General features: G+C 72.5%; 19 protein-coding genes. 13 read left to right on the forward strand and 6 right to left on the reverse strand.

What is annotated here, in order from left to right:
* Nucleotides 1–239 precede the first annotated feature (239 nt).
* From ABD52_RS40265 to ABD52_RS38435, 8 genes are all read left to right on the forward strand, one after another.
* Complete coding sequence (locus ABD52_RS40265; RefSeq protein ID WP_053065441.1) at nucleotides 240–521, forward strand: hypothetical protein; 282 nt, start codon at nucleotides 240–242, stop codon at nucleotides 519–521.
* Nucleotides 522–535: 14 nt separating this feature from the next.
* Entirely contained in the window at nucleotides 536–2,224 is a 1,689-nt protein-coding gene (locus tag ABD52_RS21160; RefSeq protein ID WP_047892951.1) for a DNA cytosine methyltransferase, read from the forward strand.
* 15 nt (nucleotides 2,225–2,239) lie between these two features.
* Nucleotides 2,240–2,914: an AAA family ATPase gene (locus ABD52_RS40945; protein ID WP_235437514.1), complete on the forward strand. Its 675-nt coding sequence runs from the start codon at nucleotides 2,240–2,242 to the stop codon at nucleotides 2,912–2,914.
* 489 nt (nucleotides 2,915–3,403) lie between these two features.
* Nucleotides 3,404–3,670, forward strand: coding sequence for an AAA family ATPase (locus tag ABD52_RS21175; RefSeq protein WP_047892953.1), 267 nt, complete (start codon nucleotides 3,404–3,406; stop codon nucleotides 3,668–3,670).
* A 280-nt stretch (nucleotides 3,671–3,950) separates the two neighbouring features.
* Complete coding sequence (locus ABD52_RS21180; protein ID WP_047892954.1) at nucleotides 3,951–4,439, forward strand: hypothetical protein; 489 nt, start codon at nucleotides 3,951–3,953, stop codon at nucleotides 4,437–4,439.
* An 81-nt stretch (nucleotides 4,440–4,520) separates the two neighbouring features.
* Nucleotides 4,521–4,757 carry a hypothetical protein gene (locus ABD52_RS21185; protein WP_047892955.1) on the forward strand — a complete coding sequence of 79 codons (237 nt, stop codon included), beginning with the start codon at nucleotides 4,521–4,523 and terminating at the stop codon, nucleotides 4,755–4,757.
* Nucleotides 4,754–6,349: a 3'-5' exonuclease gene (locus ABD52_RS38430; RefSeq protein ID WP_053065445.1), complete on the forward strand. Its 1,596-nt coding sequence runs from the start codon at nucleotides 4,754–4,756 to the stop codon at nucleotides 6,347–6,349. Before ABD52_RS21185 ends, ABD52_RS38430 begins: the two co-directional genes overlap by 4 nt.
* Nucleotides 6,350–6,860: 511 nt before the next feature.
* Nucleotides 6,861–8,609 carry a hypothetical protein gene (locus ABD52_RS38435; RefSeq protein ID WP_235437515.1) on the forward strand — a complete coding sequence of 583 codons (1,749 nt, stop codon included), beginning with the start codon at nucleotides 6,861–6,863 and terminating at the stop codon, nucleotides 8,607–8,609.
* A 356-nt stretch (nucleotides 8,610–8,965) separates the two neighbouring features.
* On the opposite strand, the gene ABD52_RS21205 is transcribed toward ABD52_RS38435, so the two are convergent.
* The 5 genes from ABD52_RS21205 to ABD52_RS21225 form a co-directional block, all read right to left on the reverse strand.
* A complete protein-coding gene (locus tag ABD52_RS21205; RefSeq protein ID WP_047892956.1) occupies nucleotides 8,966–9,250 on the reverse strand; it encodes a hypothetical protein in 285 nt (94 codons plus the stop codon).
* Between the two features lie 270 nt (nucleotides 9,251–9,520).
* On the reverse strand, nucleotides 9,521–9,832 hold the full coding sequence (locus ABD52_RS21210) for a hypothetical protein (protein ID WP_047892971.1): 312 nt from the start codon (nucleotides 9,830–9,832) through the stop codon (nucleotides 9,521–9,523).
* The gene (locus ABD52_RS21215) at nucleotides 9,829–10,104 is read right to left on the reverse strand and encodes a hypothetical protein (RefSeq protein ID WP_152748300.1); all 276 of its coding nucleotides are present in this window, start codon (nucleotides 10,102–10,104) and stop codon (nucleotides 9,829–9,831) included. Before ABD52_RS21215 ends, ABD52_RS21210 begins: the two co-directional genes overlap by 4 nt.
* Nucleotides 10,105–10,420: 316 nt before the next feature.
* Complete coding sequence (locus tag ABD52_RS21220) at nucleotides 10,421–10,720, reverse strand: hypothetical protein (protein WP_047892958.1); 300 nt, start codon at nucleotides 10,718–10,720, stop codon at nucleotides 10,421–10,423.
* Nucleotides 10,717–11,496, reverse strand: a complete 780-nt coding sequence (locus ABD52_RS21225) for a ParA family protein (RefSeq protein ID WP_053065449.1) — start codon at nucleotides 11,494–11,496, stop codon at nucleotides 10,717–10,719. The genes ABD52_RS21220 and ABD52_RS21225 overlap by 4 nt, the downstream gene beginning before the upstream one ends.
* A 186-nt stretch (nucleotides 11,497–11,682) precedes the next feature.
* Here ABD52_RS21225 and ABD52_RS21230 point away from each other — a divergent pair, with 186 nt between their 5' ends.
* The 5 genes from ABD52_RS21230 to ABD52_RS21245 all read left to right on the forward strand — a co-directional run bounded on the left by ABD52_RS21230 (nucleotide 11,683) and on the right by ABD52_RS21245 (nucleotide 14,954).
* Nucleotides 11,683–12,303, forward strand: coding sequence for a hypothetical protein (locus ABD52_RS21230; RefSeq protein ID WP_047892973.1), 621 nt, complete (start codon nucleotides 11,683–11,685; stop codon nucleotides 12,301–12,303).
* A gap of 135 nt (nucleotides 12,304–12,438) precedes the next feature.
* On the forward strand, nucleotides 12,439–12,579 hold the full coding sequence (locus ABD52_RS39835; RefSeq protein WP_161801641.1) for a hypothetical protein: 141 nt from the start codon (nucleotides 12,439–12,441) through the stop codon (nucleotides 12,577–12,579).
* Nucleotides 12,576–13,028, forward strand: coding sequence for a DUF3307 domain-containing protein (locus ABD52_RS21235; RefSeq protein ID WP_047892959.1), 453 nt, complete (start codon nucleotides 12,576–12,578; stop codon nucleotides 13,026–13,028). The genes ABD52_RS39835 and ABD52_RS21235 overlap by 4 nt, the downstream gene beginning before the upstream one ends.
* Before the next feature lie 26 nt (nucleotides 13,029–13,054).
* Entirely contained in the window at nucleotides 13,055–13,384 is a 330-nt protein-coding gene (locus tag ABD52_RS21240; protein ID WP_047892960.1) for a hypothetical protein, read from the forward strand.
* Nucleotides 13,385–13,517: 133 nt separating this feature from the next.
* Nucleotides 13,518–14,954 carry a hypothetical protein gene (locus ABD52_RS21245; RefSeq protein ID WP_047892961.1) on the forward strand — a complete coding sequence of 479 codons (1,437 nt, stop codon included), beginning with the start codon at nucleotides 13,518–13,520 and terminating at the stop codon, nucleotides 14,952–14,954.
* A gap of 805 nt (nucleotides 14,955–15,759) precedes the next feature.
* On the opposite strand, the gene ABD52_RS21250 is transcribed toward ABD52_RS21245, so the two are convergent.
* Nucleotides 15,760–16,537: nuclease-related domain-containing protein (locus tag ABD52_RS21250; protein WP_152748301.1), on the reverse strand; the 778-nt coding region annotated here is incomplete at its 5' end.

The following is a 16,537-nucleotide window of genomic DNA, read 5'->3' on the forward strand; positions in this document are numbered from 1 at the left end:
GAACCAGCCCCGGCCCTCACCACGCCCGAGAGGGGGTGCGACAGGTGCGAGACGTGCCCGCAGTGCTTCACCAGCCCTCCCTGCCGCAGGACGTCGACCTGCCCCGAAGGGATGCCAGACCCGCTGGCCGCCCGCAAGGGCCACGCCGCTACGCGGTGCCCTCCGGGCAGCCCTTGCCCGCGGCCAGCGGCCCCGGCATGGCGGAGCCCAGGACGACGACCTACCGCAGGGAGGACCAGATGGCAGCGCAGCTCTACACCGCCGAGCAGGTGCTCGCCATCGCCACCGAGGCGTACCTACGGGGCCGGTACGACGCCGACGTCAACGACATGCGCGGCACGTGGGCCGAGTTCGACGAGCCCCGCGCCACCCGTGAGCAGCGGGTCGCCGCCCGCCTGGCCGACATGGACCACCGAGCCCGCGCCCGAGCCGCCCGCGAGGGCCGCCCCTACCGGATCTACCGAGGTGGCCCCGTCTACTGGGACACCGGCCGCCCCGCCCAGCACCGCATCGCAAGCTGAGGAGAACCCACATCATGCTCAAGCTCTACAGCGAGTTCGCCGGAGTCGGCGGCGACACCGAGGGCGCCACGAAGGTGCCCGGTGTGCAGGCCATGCTCGCCGTGAACCACTGGAAGGTCGCGGTCGAGTCCCACGCGGCCAACTTCCCCCAGGCCGACCACGAGTGCGCCGACGTCAAGGCGCTCGACATGGACAAGATGCCCCGCGCGGACATCTTCTGGGCCAGCCCGGCGTGCCCGCCGTGGACGGACGCCCGGGGCAAGCGGCGCGACTTCGACAAGCAGACCCAGCAGCAGGGAGTCCTGTTCGGCGAGAAGGAGCCCGACGAGACCACCAAGCGCGCCCGAGCGCTGATGGAGGAGATCCCCCGCTACCTGGAGGCGATGACCCGGCGTGGCCGGCCGGTGCTGGCCGGCGTGGTAGAGAACGTGGTCCAGTGCCGACTGTGGGCCGACTGGGACCGCTGGATTCGCCAGATCGAGGGAATCGGCTACCGCACCCGGGTCATCGCGTTCAACTCGATGCACGCCCGCGGTCCGCGCTCCCGCCGGCCGCCGCAGTCCCGCAACCGGCTGTTCGTCGGCTACTGGCACCGGTCCCTCGGCCGGGATCCGGACTGGGACAAGTGGCTGCGGCCCCGCGCGTACTGCCCCGGCTGTGACGAGTGGGTGGACGCGCTCCAGGTGTTCAAGAAGCCCGGCGCCGACATGGGCCTGTACCGGTCGCAGTACCTGTACCGCTGCCCCAGGTCGACCTGCCGGCACCGGCCGGTGGAGCCGGAGGTGCTGCCGGCGCTGGCCGCGATCGACCCGACGATCCCGGGCACGCCGATCAGCGAGCGACCCGAGCCGCTCGCGCCGGCGACCCTCGACCGGATCCGGGCCGGGATGCGCCGCTACTGGCTGCCGATGATGACCCCGGCCGGTGGGACGTGGCGCGACGACGCGCTGCCGCTGCACCTGCCGATGCCGACCCGGACGACCCGCGAGTCGGACGCCCTGGCCGTGCCGCCGCTGCTGGCACCCGGGGGAGGCCAGCGCGCCACGGTCGCCGCAACGACCCTGGCGCCGCAGCGCACCCGGACCACCCGCAACGAGACGGCGGTGGCGCAGATGCCGTTGCCGTTCCTCACCCCGTTGCGTGGCGGAGGGGACACCGGCCGGGCCCGCTCGATCGTCGAGCCCTTGACGACGGTCTGCGCGAGCGGGAACCACCATGGGCTGGCCCTGCCGCCGCTGGTGATGCGCAACTTCACCGCCCGCGGCGACCAGGGGCAGATGTGCACGCCGGTCGACGAGCCGCTGCGCACCATCACCGCTGGCGGGAAGCAGTCCCTGCTCACCTGGCAGCGGGCGCTGCTGGTGCCCTTCTACAGCAACTCCGGGACCGCGAACACGGTGCAGGTGCCGGTCGGCACGCTCACCACCCGCGACCGCTACGGCCTGGCGATGCCCGGCGCAGACTTCCCCACCGACGTCGACGTCGACGAGCTGCTCGGCGACGTGCTGTTCCGGATGCTGGAGCCGCACGAGATCGCCGCCGCGATGGGCTTCCCCGCCAGCTACAAGACCGTCGCCAAGAGCAAGAAGCACAAGGTGCGGCTGTTCGGCAACGCCGTCACCCCTTCGGTCGCCGAACTCATCGTGTCCGCCCTCGTGGAGACCATCACCGGGGATCAGCTCCCCTACGAGCCCGCAGCCTGACCGGAGGAACCGACCATGACTAGACACGACGCCAACCCGGCCGGCGACGGCCCGCAGCTGGTGGTGCTCATCGGCGCGGCCGGAGCGGGTAAGTCCACCTGGGCCGCAGCCCGCTACCGGCCGTCGCAGGTAGTCAGCCTGGACGCGCTGCGCGCCGTGGTGGCCGACGACGAGTGCGACCAGGACGCCACTGCTGACGCGGTCGCCCTGCTCATGACGATCGTGAACGCGCGTCTGTCGCGCCGGCTGACCACCGTGGTCGACGCGACCAGGCCCAGCCGTAGTTTCCAGCCCAAAAACAACGCCAAGGGGACCCGGCGAGGGCTACGACAACTTCGTGATCTCGACAGCCCGAGCGGGATAGCCATCTTGGCCGGGAACTTCGTAGCGGCACCGCACTTGCTCACCAGGCGTGAGGCTGCGGTACTCGGTAGGCCCGGCGACGATCGCGGAGTAGTGGGCCCAGACGGTGAGCTCGGCGTGGTCGAGCGCGAGGGTTCCCCACCCCTCTTCGGCGTTCCAGCTGCTCACCACGCCGGTGTCCTGGGTGCTTTGGCCGCCCATGAGCACCACCGTACCGAGGCCGCTCGGGCTTGGCGCCCAACAAACCCGTACCCGACTTGTTGGGCACTCCGGCTTTCTGCACAGGTTTGTTCAACAGCGCCGACCGGCCAGATAGCCGGTTTCTGATCTTGTCCGGTAAGCGGTCGATTCTCGGACAGCACCGCGCCGGAACCGCGCCCCATTCACATTCGCCGCCGCAGGCCCGTCACCTTCGGCAGTGCCCGATCGATGCACAGGGCAAGGGGTCGCGCGTCGACGGGCCACGTGCCACCTCTGCCGCACCGCACTGTCGACGACGCGCAGCACGGCCGGCACCCGGGGGGTGGGTGCCGGCCACACGCTGTCTCCGGGCACCCCCGCATCGTGAGCAGACACGGACCCCGTGCTCGCGGATCGAGTTCACCGCTCGTCGCGGCCCTTGCGATAAGAAGCCACAAGCCATCCGAGGAACCCGATGAGCAGGAGAATCACGACAAGGACACTGACCTGCCAGGGCTTCATGGCCTGGAAGCGTATCGAACCTCGCGAGCGCTTTGTGGGCAGGTCCGGACGCTACGGCCGGGTGGAGAGCTTGATCAACCCTCAGTTCTTAGCGTTGTTTTTGGGCTGGAAACTATGGCTGGGCCGACCAACGGCGTACCGGCCGAGCGCGCCGAGCTGCTCTCGGCCGCCGCCCGCCACCAGGTGCCTGCCGCCGCCGTGGTGTTCGGCACACCGCTGGAGACGTGCCTGGACCGGCAGCGCAGCCGCCCCGCAGCCCTGCCCGGTCGGCGGTGGGGCCGCGCCGTGCCCGACTCCGTCGTGCGCAACCAGCACCAGCGCACCCGGGACAGCCTGGCCACCCTGACCGCCGAAGGCTTTGCCCAGGTGGTCAGGGCATGACCTGATCTTGTTTTCCCACCGCCCGGCCATGCTCGATCCGGCCGGGCGGTGTCGTGTCTGCCGCCACCGGCCGCCGGAAAGGTAGACACCAAATAGGCCACTAGAAAGCGTCTGAACTGGCTTTATAGTGGCTGTCATGCGAGTGGTTAACGTACGAGTTCGACGGGCCACAGCTGATGCTCTGGCAGACGCCGTCAGCGCGGCCCGCGAGGCAGAACGGCAGTGGTGGATCGAGCGCCGCACTCAGGTGGCTCGGCGAGCAGCAGCCGAAGACCTTCCCGTGGGTGCCCGCAACGCGCTGCTCGACGCCCTTCATGTCGAGTTCGACCAGCTTCGCGCTGCCGGCACGATGCGGGGCACCCGCACCGCGTACGTCCTGCCCGCGCTGCGGGAACTGCTCGACGAGCGAGGCTGGACGGCCAGGCGGTGGCGGCCGGTTCCCCGACAGCGTCGCGGCCGGCCATGGGGCACCCACGACGAGGGGTTCGACTCCAGGGTGGCTCTGCACCTGCCTGACGACGTCGGCGAGTTGCTGGTGCGCGCCTGTTACTGGACATCCCAGCCCATCGTGACCAGGTTGCAGGCGTGGTACGACCAGCACGGTGACCACTGGCGGGGCCAGCTGCACAGCCCGGACGCCCGGTGGCGCGGAGCCGGCCCCAGCCACACGGACCTGCACGAGCGAGAGCTGCTCATCGCGCGGGTCGTCACCACCGGCAAGGTGCTGCGCGAGGCCATCGAGTGCGCCCTCGGAACGGCGGGAAGGTAGAAACCTTACCGGCGTTAAAAACGGCTCTGAGCTGCAATTTTGCTTGTTGACCGGTGGGAGTCCTATGCCTACGGTGGAGGCATGTTGCAGATCAGGGTGGAGGGTGATCCGGCCGAGGCTCGGGCGCTGTTGGAGCGGCTGCGTGGCGCAGGGATCGAGGTTCAGGTGGGCACCACCAAGAACCGGGGCGACTTCGCGCACGTGTACGCGGTGGTGCGGATGCCGGACTGGCCGGCCGAAGCCCCGGCGGCCGGGTCGGTGCGGGTGCCGGTGGTGGTGGGTCGACCGATCGAGGCCCGCAGGCGGGGGCTTCGATGACCAAGGCCCCGCAGACGAAGAGTCCGACCGACTTCGGGCCGGTCCAGGTGCTTCGGCGCACCGGGCTGGCGGAGTGGCAGTGGGACGCGGCGACGGCGGCCGGGCTGATCCCGGCCGCCGACGTTGGCGGCAGCCGCTGGTCGGTGGCGGTGGCCGACGACGTTGCCGCCCGCCGGGACGAGATCGTGTCCGCCGTTGGTGACGAAGCTCCGATCGGCGGTAACCGGGCTGCGCAGCGTCTCGCCGAGCGCACCGGCCTGACCGTCGACAAGCGCGACGTCGAGGCTCTGGCCGATGCCGGTGTGCTCACGGTGGCCGGCTGGTACAAGACCTGGGCGCTGTGGGACTGCAAGGCCCTGGACGCGGTCGACGTCGACCATCTCGCCGCGATCGTCGCCGAGCGGCAGGCGTGGGTCGCTGCAAGCGTGTCCACGTGGGACGCCCCCGCCTACCTCGGTTGGCGCAAGGCCGACTTCGAGAAGGTCGCCCGCGAGCGAGGTCTGCGGCCAGGTCGGGGCGACCGGTACGCCAAGGCAGACCTGGACGCGCTCGCCGGTGATGAGGACCTGGTCGAGCAGCTGCGCGTCGACCGGCTGTTGATGGCCGATCAGGCCGCCACCTACCTGGAGATCCGCCCGACCGACTTCAAGTACCTGGTCGCTTCAGACTTGATCGCGCCGACGAAGTACACGTGTGTGGAGATCACCCGCTACCACGAGGTGAGCGTCCCGCTGTACCGGGTGGGCGACCTTGATGGGCTGCGCGAGTACCCGGGCATCGACTGGGAGGCCGTCCACTCCGTGAAGGCCGGCGAGCCGTCGCCGCTGCGACACCTCGCCCGCCGGCCCGTGGACCGGGCCGCCGTGATCCGCCGGTGGGTGGCCGAACTGGGCGCGCGACACGGCATGGAGGTGTGGGCCTGGTGGCACCGCGGCGCCGGCCGCTGGGAGATTGACTGGGAACGCGTCGACGGTGCCCCTACCCCCGACGAGGTGCGCAAGACGATCGCGGCGCACCCGCACCTCAAGGCGCACCGCGCCGAGATCGCGGTGGCCACCGACGCGGGGGCGGCTATCCGCTGGGCGCGGGCGATGCGCGAGCCCGCAGCGGCGGTCATCCTCGACACCGAGACCACCGGCTTGGCCGGCTACATCGTCGAGGTCGCCGTTATCGACGCCTGCACCGGCGAGGTGCTGCTCGACACCCTGGTCAACCCCGGCTGCGAGGTCGAGTCCGAAGCCCGGTGGGTACACGGCATCAGCGACGCCGAACTCGCCGACGCGCCTTCCCTCGCTGAGGTGCTACCCGATCTGCTCGCCGTCACCCAGGGCCGCACCGTGCTGGCCTACAACGCCGACTTCGACCACTCCACCGTCGTGCGGCACGCCCGCCGCGATGGACTGGACCCGGCCCACCTCGCCGCCCCCGACACATGGTCGTGCCTGATGGGCCGCCGCTCCGATTGGTTGCTGCGCCGTCGGTGGCTGCCCCTCGGCGGCGGTCACCGTGCCCTCGGTGACTGCCAGACCGCGTTCGAGCTGCTCTGCGCCATGACCGCACCGGCCCACCAGCCCAAGGCCCTGCGCCGCTGAACTGACTTGATCGATTCGCGCCGCCCGGCCATGCTCGATCCGGCCGGGCGGTGTCGCGTCCACCCGCGACAGAGCCCGGCCAGCATCGAACGGAATTGGTCATTCGGATGCGCCAGGAGGTGTGTCGGGCTACTGGCGGTAGCTGTCGCAGAAGTACGATCCTGCGGAACACTCATGACCTTGACAGGAGGCCGCGCCTCACGCGCGACACCTAACTCCAGATAAAAGCAAAGCCCCAAACCCTTGTTCGTTTGGCCGCGCACCAGGGTTTGAGGCTTTTCCAAGCTCGGAGGCCAGAATAGCACCCAGCCCCGGGCTGGGTGCTTCTTTGTCTCCAGACACGTCGGCGTGTCGGGCCGGTTCTCCGCGCCTTCTGGAGCGCCCAGCCTTACCCCCGCCCGTTGACCAGCGGTTCCTGGTCGAGACGAGCCGCACCGGGCAGACCCGGCTGGCCGCGCCGCCCGGTGCGCGCCGCCGTCTGGTCTATCCGACCGGTGTCCAGACTCCGTGTGTGCCGTGCGCGGCTGCGGGCGTCGACCGGCAGGGCCTGCCCCGTGACGGCGCCGACTCCGTCGCGCTGTGCATGTCGTGCTGGCGTGGCCGCAGCGCCCGGGAGTACCGGCGTCTGGTGGCCGAGGCGGTCGACGACGTCGACACCGCGTGCGCGGCGTGCGGCGACCCGGAGCCGTCACCGGCGTGCTGGTTGTGCGGCTACTCCTGGCTGGTCGAGCAGCGGGCGAGGTTCGAGCAGGACCAGGCCGCCGAGGCGGCGGCCGTCGACGCGCGGTTCGCGTTGCTGGCCGAGCGCGCCGAGGCCGACGCCCGGGTGGCCGAGTTGACCGGCTGGGTGCAGCGGCTTCGCACCACGGTGGAGTCTTACGCCGCCGGCGGGCCGCAGGGCCGCGCGGTGGAGCTGTTCGCCGAGCTGCTCGCCCGCGAGGCGGCGGCGCGCGCCTCCAGGCGTGGCCGGCCGTCGCGGCTGGCCCGGGTCGCCGCCGTGCTGGCCGTCGACGCCGACTACCGCACCGGCCGCCGGTCCCTGCCCGGCCGGGACCGCTCCGCCCAGTTGGCCGGCTGCACGACCCGCACGGTCACCGACTGCTGGGCCCGCGCCGAGGCCCTCGGGTGGGCGGTCCGGACCCGCCACGGCCGCCGGCTGAGCATGGCCGAACGCACCGAGCTGGGTCGGTACAACGACCGGGCGGAGTTCGACCTGCTGCCGCTGCACCGCGGCGACCCGGCCGCCCGCGCCCCGTACGTGCCGGTGGCGCTGCTGGTGCTCGACGACCTTCTGCAGCACGCCCTGGAGTTGCTCGCCGAAGCCGAGGACGACGTCGACGCGCTGATCGCCCGCACCGGTGCCGTGGTCGACCACGCCGGCATGGTCCGCCGCGCGCAGCTGCGCCAGGCCGTGGCCACCGCCCGTGACACCGTCCTGGCCGACGTCGAGGCCATCGCCGCACGCCAGATCGAGACCGGGAATTTCTTCCCCCCCCGCTCGGCGTCTCAAGGTGAGTACTTAAGTTCCTGCTTGTCTCGGGGTTTCAGTTCTACTCCGCGGCTCTCGTACTCCGGTCGGGTGGCCCGGACGAGCCGGAGGGAAGAACGCGCTTCGCGCTCACCAGCCGAGAGCGGGCGGGCCTCGGCCGGGTGCGACGGGTCGCACTGCCTACGGCGTCCTAGGACGCGCCACGCGACGTGTCGACCACCACGGCGCGCTCCGGAGTGGAGAGGCTGGGCGTACGACCTCGCCCGAGCGCTCATCCTGCGCTGGACGTGGCTGGCGGACACGAGCCTGCCCCGGGTGGCCGCCACGCTCGGCGCGGCGCTGAGCCGGGACTGGACGGCCGAGACGCTCGACTCCTGGGTGCGGCGGACGCGTGGCGGTCGCGGGCTGCTGGACGCGCCCGACCACCCGTGCGGCTACCTCAAGCGGGTGCTCGACGAGGCGTTCACCGGTGACCTGGCGCCGCCGCTGCCGGCACGCCGGCACGCCGAGCACCGCCGCCGGGTGGCGACCGAGGCCGCGGGCACGGCCGCCGGGGGGCTGGCTACCGCCCGCGCCGGGTGGGACGACCGCGACGAGGCTGCGCGAGCGGAGCGGGCGGGGCCCGGCGAGGGCCGACGTCGGGCCTTGGCGGCGGCGGGCGCTGCCGCCCGGGGTGACCACGCCGCCGCCCGCGCCATCGCCGCGGCCGAGGACTGGCCCGAGGTCGCGCAGCCCGGCGGAGGTCTGCCGCCCGGCCCGGCCAAGACGTAGCACACCCCACTCACAGCGGCTCACAGCGCAGGTCAGAGCCGGTTCTGTCAGCCGGCCGGTGGTCTGTCAGCGCCGGCCGGCTGGCACCGGCGCCTTCTGACTGGCGACCGCCACGACCCCTTCCGTAGGGGGTTCCGTGGGGGCTTCGTCGCCCGGTCGTCGGCGAGCACCCGCAGGCGGGCCCGGACGGCGGCTCACAGTGCAGGTCAGTGGCCGTTTGACAGACCGGGCCGGCGGGCCGGGAAAGCCAGACACCCCTCCTGTGGAGGGGACTCCTCTCTCCCCTGAGCACGTCGCCGTGCCACCCCGGGGCGTGGTCTCGCACGTGTCGCACCCTGCTCCCGGGGGCTGGCCGGTCAGGCGTCGGCGAGGCGGAGCCGGTGGTGTGCGGCGGTGGCGACCAGGGCGACGTCACCGCCAGCGGTGCGGACCGCGCTGGCGACGGCCCGCAGCGCGTCGTGCTCGGCGCCGTTCAGGTCGTGGGTGACCCCGTCGTGGTGCAGCAGCTCGACGAGTTCGCCGGAGATGTGGGCGAGCTGCTCGCCGAGCTGCGCGAGGCGGGACAGGTGCGCCACGGTCGGGGTGGTGGAGGTGAGCAGCGCGTGCTCCTGGTGGCCGCTGGCCGCAGTGGGGTCCGTCATGCAGGCGAGGCTACGGGGCGGAGGCGACGGCCGCCGCCGGCCGCGAGCCGGTCGCCGCGCCGGCCGGGTTCGTGGCCACTTCTTCTCCCGGGTCGCGTGGTCGCCGTCCGTGTGCGCTCGCGGTGACGTCCCGACCTGGTGGCGTCGGCGCGGCGCCCGCCGGGGTCGTCAGTCGGTGGGCGCGGTCGAGGCGTTCGGCTTGGTCGGAAGGGTGCGAGGTGTGCGACACGAGCGGGCAGGCACCGGGGAGACCGGGCGGGGTAGTGGCTGTCACGCGGCCGGCCGGCGGGGTTCGGCCGCGTCGCGCAGGGCCCGCAGCAGGTCGGCCGGCCGCACGGTCACCGGTTCTTCGCCGGCGGCGGCGCGGGCGGCGAACGCCTCGTCGACCAGGTCCCGCAGCGCCTCGCTGACCGGTACGCCGCGGCGTTGTGCCTCGGCCATCACCCGGTCGGCCTGCTCTGGCCGGAATCGGCCGCCCAAGGTCACCATCGCGCCGGAGGCCGGCGTGTTGTCGACGACCGCGTTCGACCAGTCGCGCGACTCCAAGGACCGCAGCGCCTCGTCCCTGTCTGCCTTCTTCACCACTCGCCCCTTTCGGTGATCTTCGTCATCGCGGTCACCTCGTCCTCGTCGAGCCAGCGACCGCCGACCACGAGGTACTCGTCGTCGTCCTCTTCGGCCAGCAGCACCGCGAGCCAGCCGGCGTCGGTCAGCGCGGCGACCTGGAGCACCGTCCCGAGGTGTCGGCGCACCCGGGGCGGTGGCGCGGAGGTCAGCACCCACACCGCGAGCCGCCAGTTGACGTCGGCGGCGTTCAGCGCGTCGTAGCTGCGCTCGTCGAATCGGTACTCCACACCCACAGTTTACGACCGTTAACGGCCGCGCGTCAGTGATCGGGTGTCCCGCGCCTGCACTGGATTGCCGCAGCTCACGGCGGGGTGCGACACGTGCGACACCCCACGCCGCCCCTCTCGCCGGAGATGGTCCAGGGCCACCAACCGGCGTCAAGGGCGCTGCGCGTCGCTGCGCGATGGCCTGGCGGCCACCCTTGACCCCGGCCGCCGGCCCTGGTGGACAGGCTTCGGGAGGGGCGGCCCGGGGGAAGGTTGGCAACCCCGCCGGCCGCAGTGGTGGTCAGCGGGTGAGGTGCTGCGCCGGGTGCGACTGGTGCTACGCGGGCGGGTCGGGCAGCCGGTCGCGGATGCCGTCGAGGTCGGCCAGGGCGTGCTCGACGATCGCGGCGAGGATGACGTGCTTCGGGGCGCGGGTGGCGTAGTGCAGGTCGTCCAGGGCGCGGGCGAGGGAGTCGGCGACGTCGCGGCGCATGTACCAGGACCGGCGGTCCATCTCGACGGCGGCCGGCGTCGCCGGGCGCACCGCCGCAGAGGCCGGGGCGGCGGGTTGGTGGCGCTGGCGCAGGACGCCGAGCAGGTCGTCGACGCCGCGGCTGGCGGGCAGCTGCTTGCTCATCGGGCGGTCTCCAGGGTCTTTGCCAGGGCGCGGTAGACCTCGGCGTGGTGGCTGGTCGGGGCGTAGTCGACGACGGTGCGCCCGTGTCGGGCGGCCTCGGTGACCACCACGGACAGGGGCACGGTGCCCAGGATCGGCAGGCCGGCCTGTTCGGCGAGGCGGTCCAGGTCGGCGAGCACCGACCGGGCGTACACCGACGCCGGCCGCCGCAGCAGGCTCACGACCATGCCGTGCAGCACGAGCGGGTCGGTACGCAGGAACTCGTCCACGGCGGCGATCTGCGCCAGCAGCAGCTGCAACGCCTTGAGCGTGGTGTCTTCGGCCTGCACCGGGATCAGCACCCGCTGGACGTAGGTCAGCGCGTTGTCGGTGACGACGTCGAGGGTGGGCGGGCAGTCGATGAGTACCTGGTCGTAGTCGCCGTCCAGCGGCGCCAGGACCCGGGCGAGGCGTTGCTCGCGGCCCCGCAGCTTGTCCAGCTCCCGGGCCACGGTGAGCATGGCGGCGGTGTTGGGCAGCACGTCGAGCACGCCGCCAGCCTCGGTGGTGGAGTGCCGCACCGGCTCGACACGGGCGCGGCGGCTGCTGGTCAGCGCCTCGGCGAGGGTGAACCCGTCGGCCGGGGCGACCTTCAGCGCGTCGGTCAGGTAGCCGCTCGGGTCGAGGTCGACCAGCAGCACCCGCCGGCCGAGCTCGGCCAGGGCGCCACCGACGTTGATGGTCAGCTTCGTCTTGCCGACGCCGCCCTTCTGGTTCACCACGGCCGTGCTCGTCATGCCCGTGACCGTAGCGTCGCACCCCTCGCACCTGGCATCCGCCACGCGGCCACCAGCAGGAGTGCGACGGGTGCGACAGCCGAAAACATCGATGTTGATCTGTCGGGCAGACGACACACCCCTACCCATGCCGTACGAAGTTCCGTACAGTCATACGTAGATTCGTACACATGGGAGGGGTTGGAGATGGCGCTCAAGCATCTGCCGGACGGAACGGTGCAGCTGGAGGTCACGCCGGCGCAGGCCCGCGTACTCGGGGGAGACGCCTCGCTGCTGCTGGACTGGTTCGACTCCGCGCTGGTCGGCCTCGTGGCGCTGCGCGAGGGCCGCGCGGCCGACATGAGCCGCGACGACTGGCACTACCTCATCACGCACCTGGAGCACCGGCTCGCGCCACGCCTCGACGGGCTGCGCGACGCGGTGATCCGCGCCCACCACGGCGCCGGGGGCAGCCTCGCGGAGCTGGCGCTGGCGATGGACGTGGAGAAGTCGACCGCGCAGTACCGCCGCGACCGCGTCGTGAAGCGGGAGCCGAACGTCTGGGAGACGTGGGCCCGCGCCGGCGGCCCGCAGCACCCGGGTCAGCCCGCGAAGCGGTGGACCGCCCGGCTGACCTTCGAGGACGGCACCCAGGAGGAACTGCACGGGCTCACCGAGGACCACGCCCGGGACCTGGAGCTGCTCATCACCAACGACCGGCAGCGCACGGCCACGGTGGACAGCAGCACCGGCCGGCACACCTACCGCGCCGAGCAGCTCCAGGTCGTGGGGGTGTGGGTCAGCCGCAGCGAGCAGCAGCCCCGGTAGCGGACCTACCCCGCAGGCCATCGGCGCGGCCGGTGACCGGCGGGAGTGGCCCGACCCGGACCACTCGACGACGCAGGGGCGGCCCTGCCCTGGAAAGCCGGCCGCCCCCGCTTACTCCCGTGAAGGAGCCCCCTCATGCTCGCACGCGTGATCCTGGCCGCCCGGTGGGTGCTGCTGTCCTGCGGCTGCATGGTCACCCTGCACGGCAACGTCTCGGCGCCCACCTGGTGCCAGGACTGCCGCAAGCCGGTCACCTCGTCTGGAGGCACCCGATGACCGACCCGGGCACCGTCGCCGCGGTGTACGTCGCCCTGTTCGCCGGCCACCAGGTCGCCGACCACTGGATCCAGACCCAGAACCAGGCCGACACCAAGGGACAGCCGGGCTGGCGGGGCCGGTTGGCCTGCGTTCGGCACGTGGCCACCTACGGCGCGACCCAGCTGGTAGCGCTCGGGCTGCTCGCCCTGGCCGCCGACCTGACCGTGTCCCCGGCCGGGCTCGCCGCCGGCATGGCGGTCAACCTGACCACCCACTATCTCGCCGACCGGCGTACCCCGCTGCTGTGGTTGGCCGAGCGCACCGGGTCCGCCCGGTTCTGGCGACTCGGCACGCCCCGGGCCGGCCGGGACGACAACCCCAGCCTCGGCACCGGCGCGTACGCCCTGGACCAGTCCTGGCACTACGGCTGGCTGTTCGTCGCCGCCATCCTCACCACCATCATCTAGACCACCGACACCCGGAGGACAGACCCATGGGTTGGATCAACAAGGCGCTCGGCACGGGCCGGGATCTCAACCGCGTCGAGACCGAGCTGACCGGCATGGGCCCGCGCGACCCGCGCCGGGCCAAGCTCAGCAAGGAAGCCGCACGTCTCCAGCAGAAGCAGACCAGCGAGATCGCCAAGGCCATGAGCAACGGCGCCGACGAGCAGACCGTCCGCTTCGCCCTCGGACTGCACGGCCAGGGAGCCGACCGCGCCGACATGCGAGGCCGGCCGACCCCCGCGCAGGAACTCCAGCAGCTGATCGCCAAGCACGGCATCGAAAACGTCACCGAGGCCCTGCGCCGCCCCACCGACTGACCCCACCACCCCCCAAGCTCACCGAAGGGCGCTCCGTCACCACGGCGGAGCGCCCTTCTCGTGTGCCCGAATTCCATTTAATTCATTTCGTTTCATCGCGCCAACGAATCTAATTCTATGATATTATTTGGGCATGACTGATACGCAGACCCCCCAGGTTCAGCAGGAGTGCGCGTTTCCGGGCTGCGACCGCCCGGCCGAGCGGGCGGTTGGCCCGGGTCGGCCGCCGAAGTACTGCGAGAACCCGGAGCACAACGCGCAGACCGCGTTCCGGGTCCGGCAGGGCCGGCCGGCCGGCGGGCCGAGCGGTGAGCAGCCGGACCTCGGACGCCCGGTGACGATGGCCGGCGACACCGCCGCCGGGTCGGTCAAGGCGATCGAGCGGCTCAGCCGCGAGCTGGTCGACGCGTTGGGTCGGCACGCCGAGGCGATGCGGACGGTCGGCGACGTCGACGCGGCGGAGGCGCAGATCGAGGCCGTGACCACGGAGGCTGCGCAGAAGGTCAGCGACGCCGAGGCCGGCCGGGCCGCTGAGCACGCCCGGCGGGTGGCGGCCGAGAGCCGGGCCGAGCAGCTGCGCGTCGACGCCGAGGACATGGCCGCGCAGGTCGACGGACTGACCGGTGAGCTGACCGCGACCCGGGCCAAGGTGGACGACCTGGCCGGGCAGATCGACGAGCGCGCCGCCGAGCTGGAGCAGGTCCGCGCGGAGGCAGCCCGGGTCGGTGAGCTGGCCGCCCAGCACGAACGGCGGGTGGAGGAGCAGGCCGAGCAGCTGCGCGCCGCCGAGAGGTGGCGGGACGCCGCGAAGGAGGCCGCCCTGCTCAGCGAGCAGCGGCTGGCCGAGCAGACCGAGACGATCGAGGAGTTGCGGCGCCAGCTCGCCCGGACCGAGCAGGAGCGTGGCGCTCACCAGGCGGAGGCCACCGCCGCCCGGACCGCGCAGCAGACGGCCGAGGCCGCCGCGGTCGAGGCCCGCGAGCAGCTGCGGGTGGTGGAGCGGGAGCGGGACCAGGCCGAGGCCGGGCGGACGTCGGCGGAGTCGCGGCTGGCCGACCGGGACGGGCAGGTGCAGCAGCTGCGCGGAGAGCTGACCGAGGTACGGGCCAAGGTGGACGACCTGAACGGGCAGCTCGACCAGCGTGGCCGCGAGGTCGAGCAGGGCCGCGCCGAGCGGGACCAGGTCGCCGCGCAGCTGCGCGCCGTCGAGCGGGAGCGGGACCAAGCGGTGCAGCGGGTGGAGACCGTGCAGCGGGAGCTGGACGACGTTCGCCAGCGCGAGCGGGACCAGGCCGCCGCGCGACAGACGGCCGAGGCCGCCGCGGTCGAGGCCCGCGAGCAGCTGCGGGTGGTGGAGCGGGAGCGGGACCAGGCCGAGGCCGGGCGGACGTCGGCGGAGTCGCGGCTGGCCGACCGGGACGGGCAGGTGCAGGAACTGCGCGGGGAGCTGACCACGGCCCGAGCGGCCGAGCGGGAGGCCCGCGCTCAGGCTGCCGACCTCACCAACCAGGTCGCCTCGCTGGCCGGCCGACTCGCCGGGGGCGGCGACGCCCCGCGCGGTCGCGGCTGACCGGGGACGCTGTCTGGGGGTGGACATGGTGATGACCGCGACGGTCACCCATGTCCAGCCCGGCCGGTCATGTCGATGTCCGGGCGGACGTCGGTGGCCGCAGCGTCCGGTCATGGTGGTGACCGGTCATCCCGGTGTCCGCCGTGGCGGTCATGCCGATGTCCGGCCGGTCGTGTGGGTGGCCGGTGGTGGACATGGCGATGTCCGGGTGGACATGTTGATGACCGGGGCGGTCACGCCGATGACCGGCGCGCTTGGCCATGCCGATGTCCAAGCGGTCATGCCGATGACCGGTGGCGGACGGGGGATGGCCACGGTGGTCACTCGGATGACCCTGTGGCGGTCGCGGAGGCCGACCTGGTGGACATCAGTGGCCGCGCCCTGGCCGGTGCCGGGGGATCGCTGGCACCACCGTTCGGCCATAGCCTGCCCCCCTCGGTGCGGGGGGTGCTACTCGTGCGAGGAGTACGGCGCTGTTCGCGCAGGTGAGGACGTGGCGGGGGCGGGGGGTCATGATGTCCGGCCCCCGCCGGTCATGCCGATGTCCGGGCGGACGTCGGTGGCCGCAGCGTCCGGTCATGGTGGTGACCGGTCAACTCGGTGTCCGCCGTGGCGGTCATGCCCGATGTCCGGGTGGACGTGGTGATGACCGGGCGGTCACGCCGATGTCCGGCGCGGTGGACATGGCGATGTCCGGCCGGTCGTGTTGGTTGGCCGATGGTGGACATGTTGATGTCCGCGCGGTCATGCCGGTGGCCGGGTGGTGGACATCGGTGACCGGCGGGCCGGTCATGTCGGTGGCCGGTCAGGGGAGCCAGGTGGTGGAGCGGCGGGCGATGTCGTGGAGCTTGGTCACGGTGTCCGGGGTGAGGACGGTCGTCTGTCGGCGGAGCCAGCGGGCGAGTTTGGGCGCGGCGAGCACGGTGACGCCTTGGGGTTGGTGGTCGCCGCGTACGCCGGCGCCGACGACGGCGATGACCGGAGTGACGGTGATCGGGCCGCGGCCGATCGCGGCGCCCAGGAGCCGGCCGGCGCGGTCGGCTTCTGCGCGGGCTTTGGCCGCGTAGGCGGTGGGGTGCCGGTTGACGGTGATGCCGGCCGGGCCGGTGGAGACGAACCCGCGCGGGTGGTGCTTGGTGTTGATGGTGAAGATGCCGGCCGGGCCGATGAGGACGTGGTCGATGTCGGTGCCTCGGGTGCTGACCGGGACGGAGTGCAGGACGTACCAGCCGCCGCCGGGTCGGGTGAGTTTCCGCAGGTAGTCGGCGGTTTTCACTTCGCCGGCCGCGCCGATGCGCCACGCGCGTTCGTCGGTGCGTAGGCGTAGGAGCCGGGCGAGGAAGGTGGCCACGGGCCGGTCGCGGCGCAGCTGGGCGGCGACGGTGGCCGCGCCCTGGCCGGGCTTGTTGGCGGCGAGGTCGGTCCAGCCCTGCTGTCCGCGCTGGGCGGGTGGGCGTTGAGCTGGGCGTTCGTGGATGGTCACGCCGACTGGTGGGTCTTGTGGTGGCGGTCCGTACGCGTCGTTGCCCAGGTGCGTGGGCGGGGTGACCGGGCCGGCCGGCGCGGTGGGCGGGGTGAGGTGG

Origin of the sequence: Micromonospora sp. RV43 (assembly GCF_001029515.1) — a bacterium.
Lineage (GTDB): Bacteria > Actinomycetota > Actinomycetes > Mycobacteriales > Micromonosporaceae > Micromonospora > Micromonospora aurantiaca.

Bases quoted from the DNA above. Each gene is read 5' to 3' on its own strand.
- ABD52_RS21235 (WP_047892959.1), top strand. From the start codon at position 12,576: ATGACCGACCCGGGCACCGTCGCCGCGGTGTACGTCGCCCTGTTCGCC.
- ABD52_RS40265 (WP_053065441.1), top strand. From the start codon at position 240: ATGGCAGCGCAGCTCTACACCGCCGAGCAGGTGCTCGCCATCGCCACC.
- ABD52_RS39835 (WP_161801641.1), top strand. From the start codon at position 12,439: ATGCTCGCACGCGTGATCCTGGCCGCCCGGTGGGTGCTGCTGTCCTGC.
- ABD52_RS21205 (WP_047892956.1), bottom strand. From the start codon at position 9,250: ATGACGGACCCCACTGCGGCCAGCGGCCACCAGGAGCACGCGCTGCTC.
- ABD52_RS21175 (WP_047892953.1), top strand. From the start codon at position 3,404: ATGGCTGGGCCGACCAACGGCGTACCGGCCGAGCGCGCCGAGCTGCTC.
- ABD52_RS40945 (WP_235437514.1), top strand. From the start codon at position 2,240: ATGACTAGACACGACGCCAACCCGGCCGGCGACGGCCCGCAGCTGGTG.
- ABD52_RS21230 (WP_047892973.1), top strand. From the start codon at position 11,683: ATGGCGCTCAAGCATCTGCCGGACGGAACGGTGCAGCTGGAGGTCACG.
- ABD52_RS21220 (WP_047892958.1), bottom strand. From the start codon at position 10,720: ATGAGCAAGCAGCTGCCCGCCAGCCGCGGCGTCGACGACCTGCTCGGC.
- ABD52_RS21185 (WP_047892955.1), top strand. From the start codon at position 4,521: ATGTTGCAGATCAGGGTGGAGGGTGATCCGGCCGAGGCTCGGGCGCTG.
- ABD52_RS21225 (WP_053065449.1), bottom strand. From the start codon at position 11,496: ATGACGAGCACGGCCGTGGTGAACCAGAAGGGCGGCGTCGGCAAGACG.
- ABD52_RS21160 (WP_047892951.1), top strand. From the start codon at position 536: ATGCTCAAGCTCTACAGCGAGTTCGCCGGAGTCGGCGGCGACACCGAG.
- ABD52_RS38430 (WP_053065445.1), top strand. From the start codon at position 4,754: ATGACCAAGGCCCCGCAGACGAAGAGTCCGACCGACTTCGGGCCGGTC.
- ABD52_RS21240 (WP_047892960.1), top strand. From the start codon at position 13,055: ATGGGTTGGATCAACAAGGCGCTCGGCACGGGCCGGGATCTCAACCGC.
- ABD52_RS21245 (WP_047892961.1), top strand. From the start codon at position 13,518: ATGACTGATACGCAGACCCCCCAGGTTCAGCAGGAGTGCGCGTTTCCG.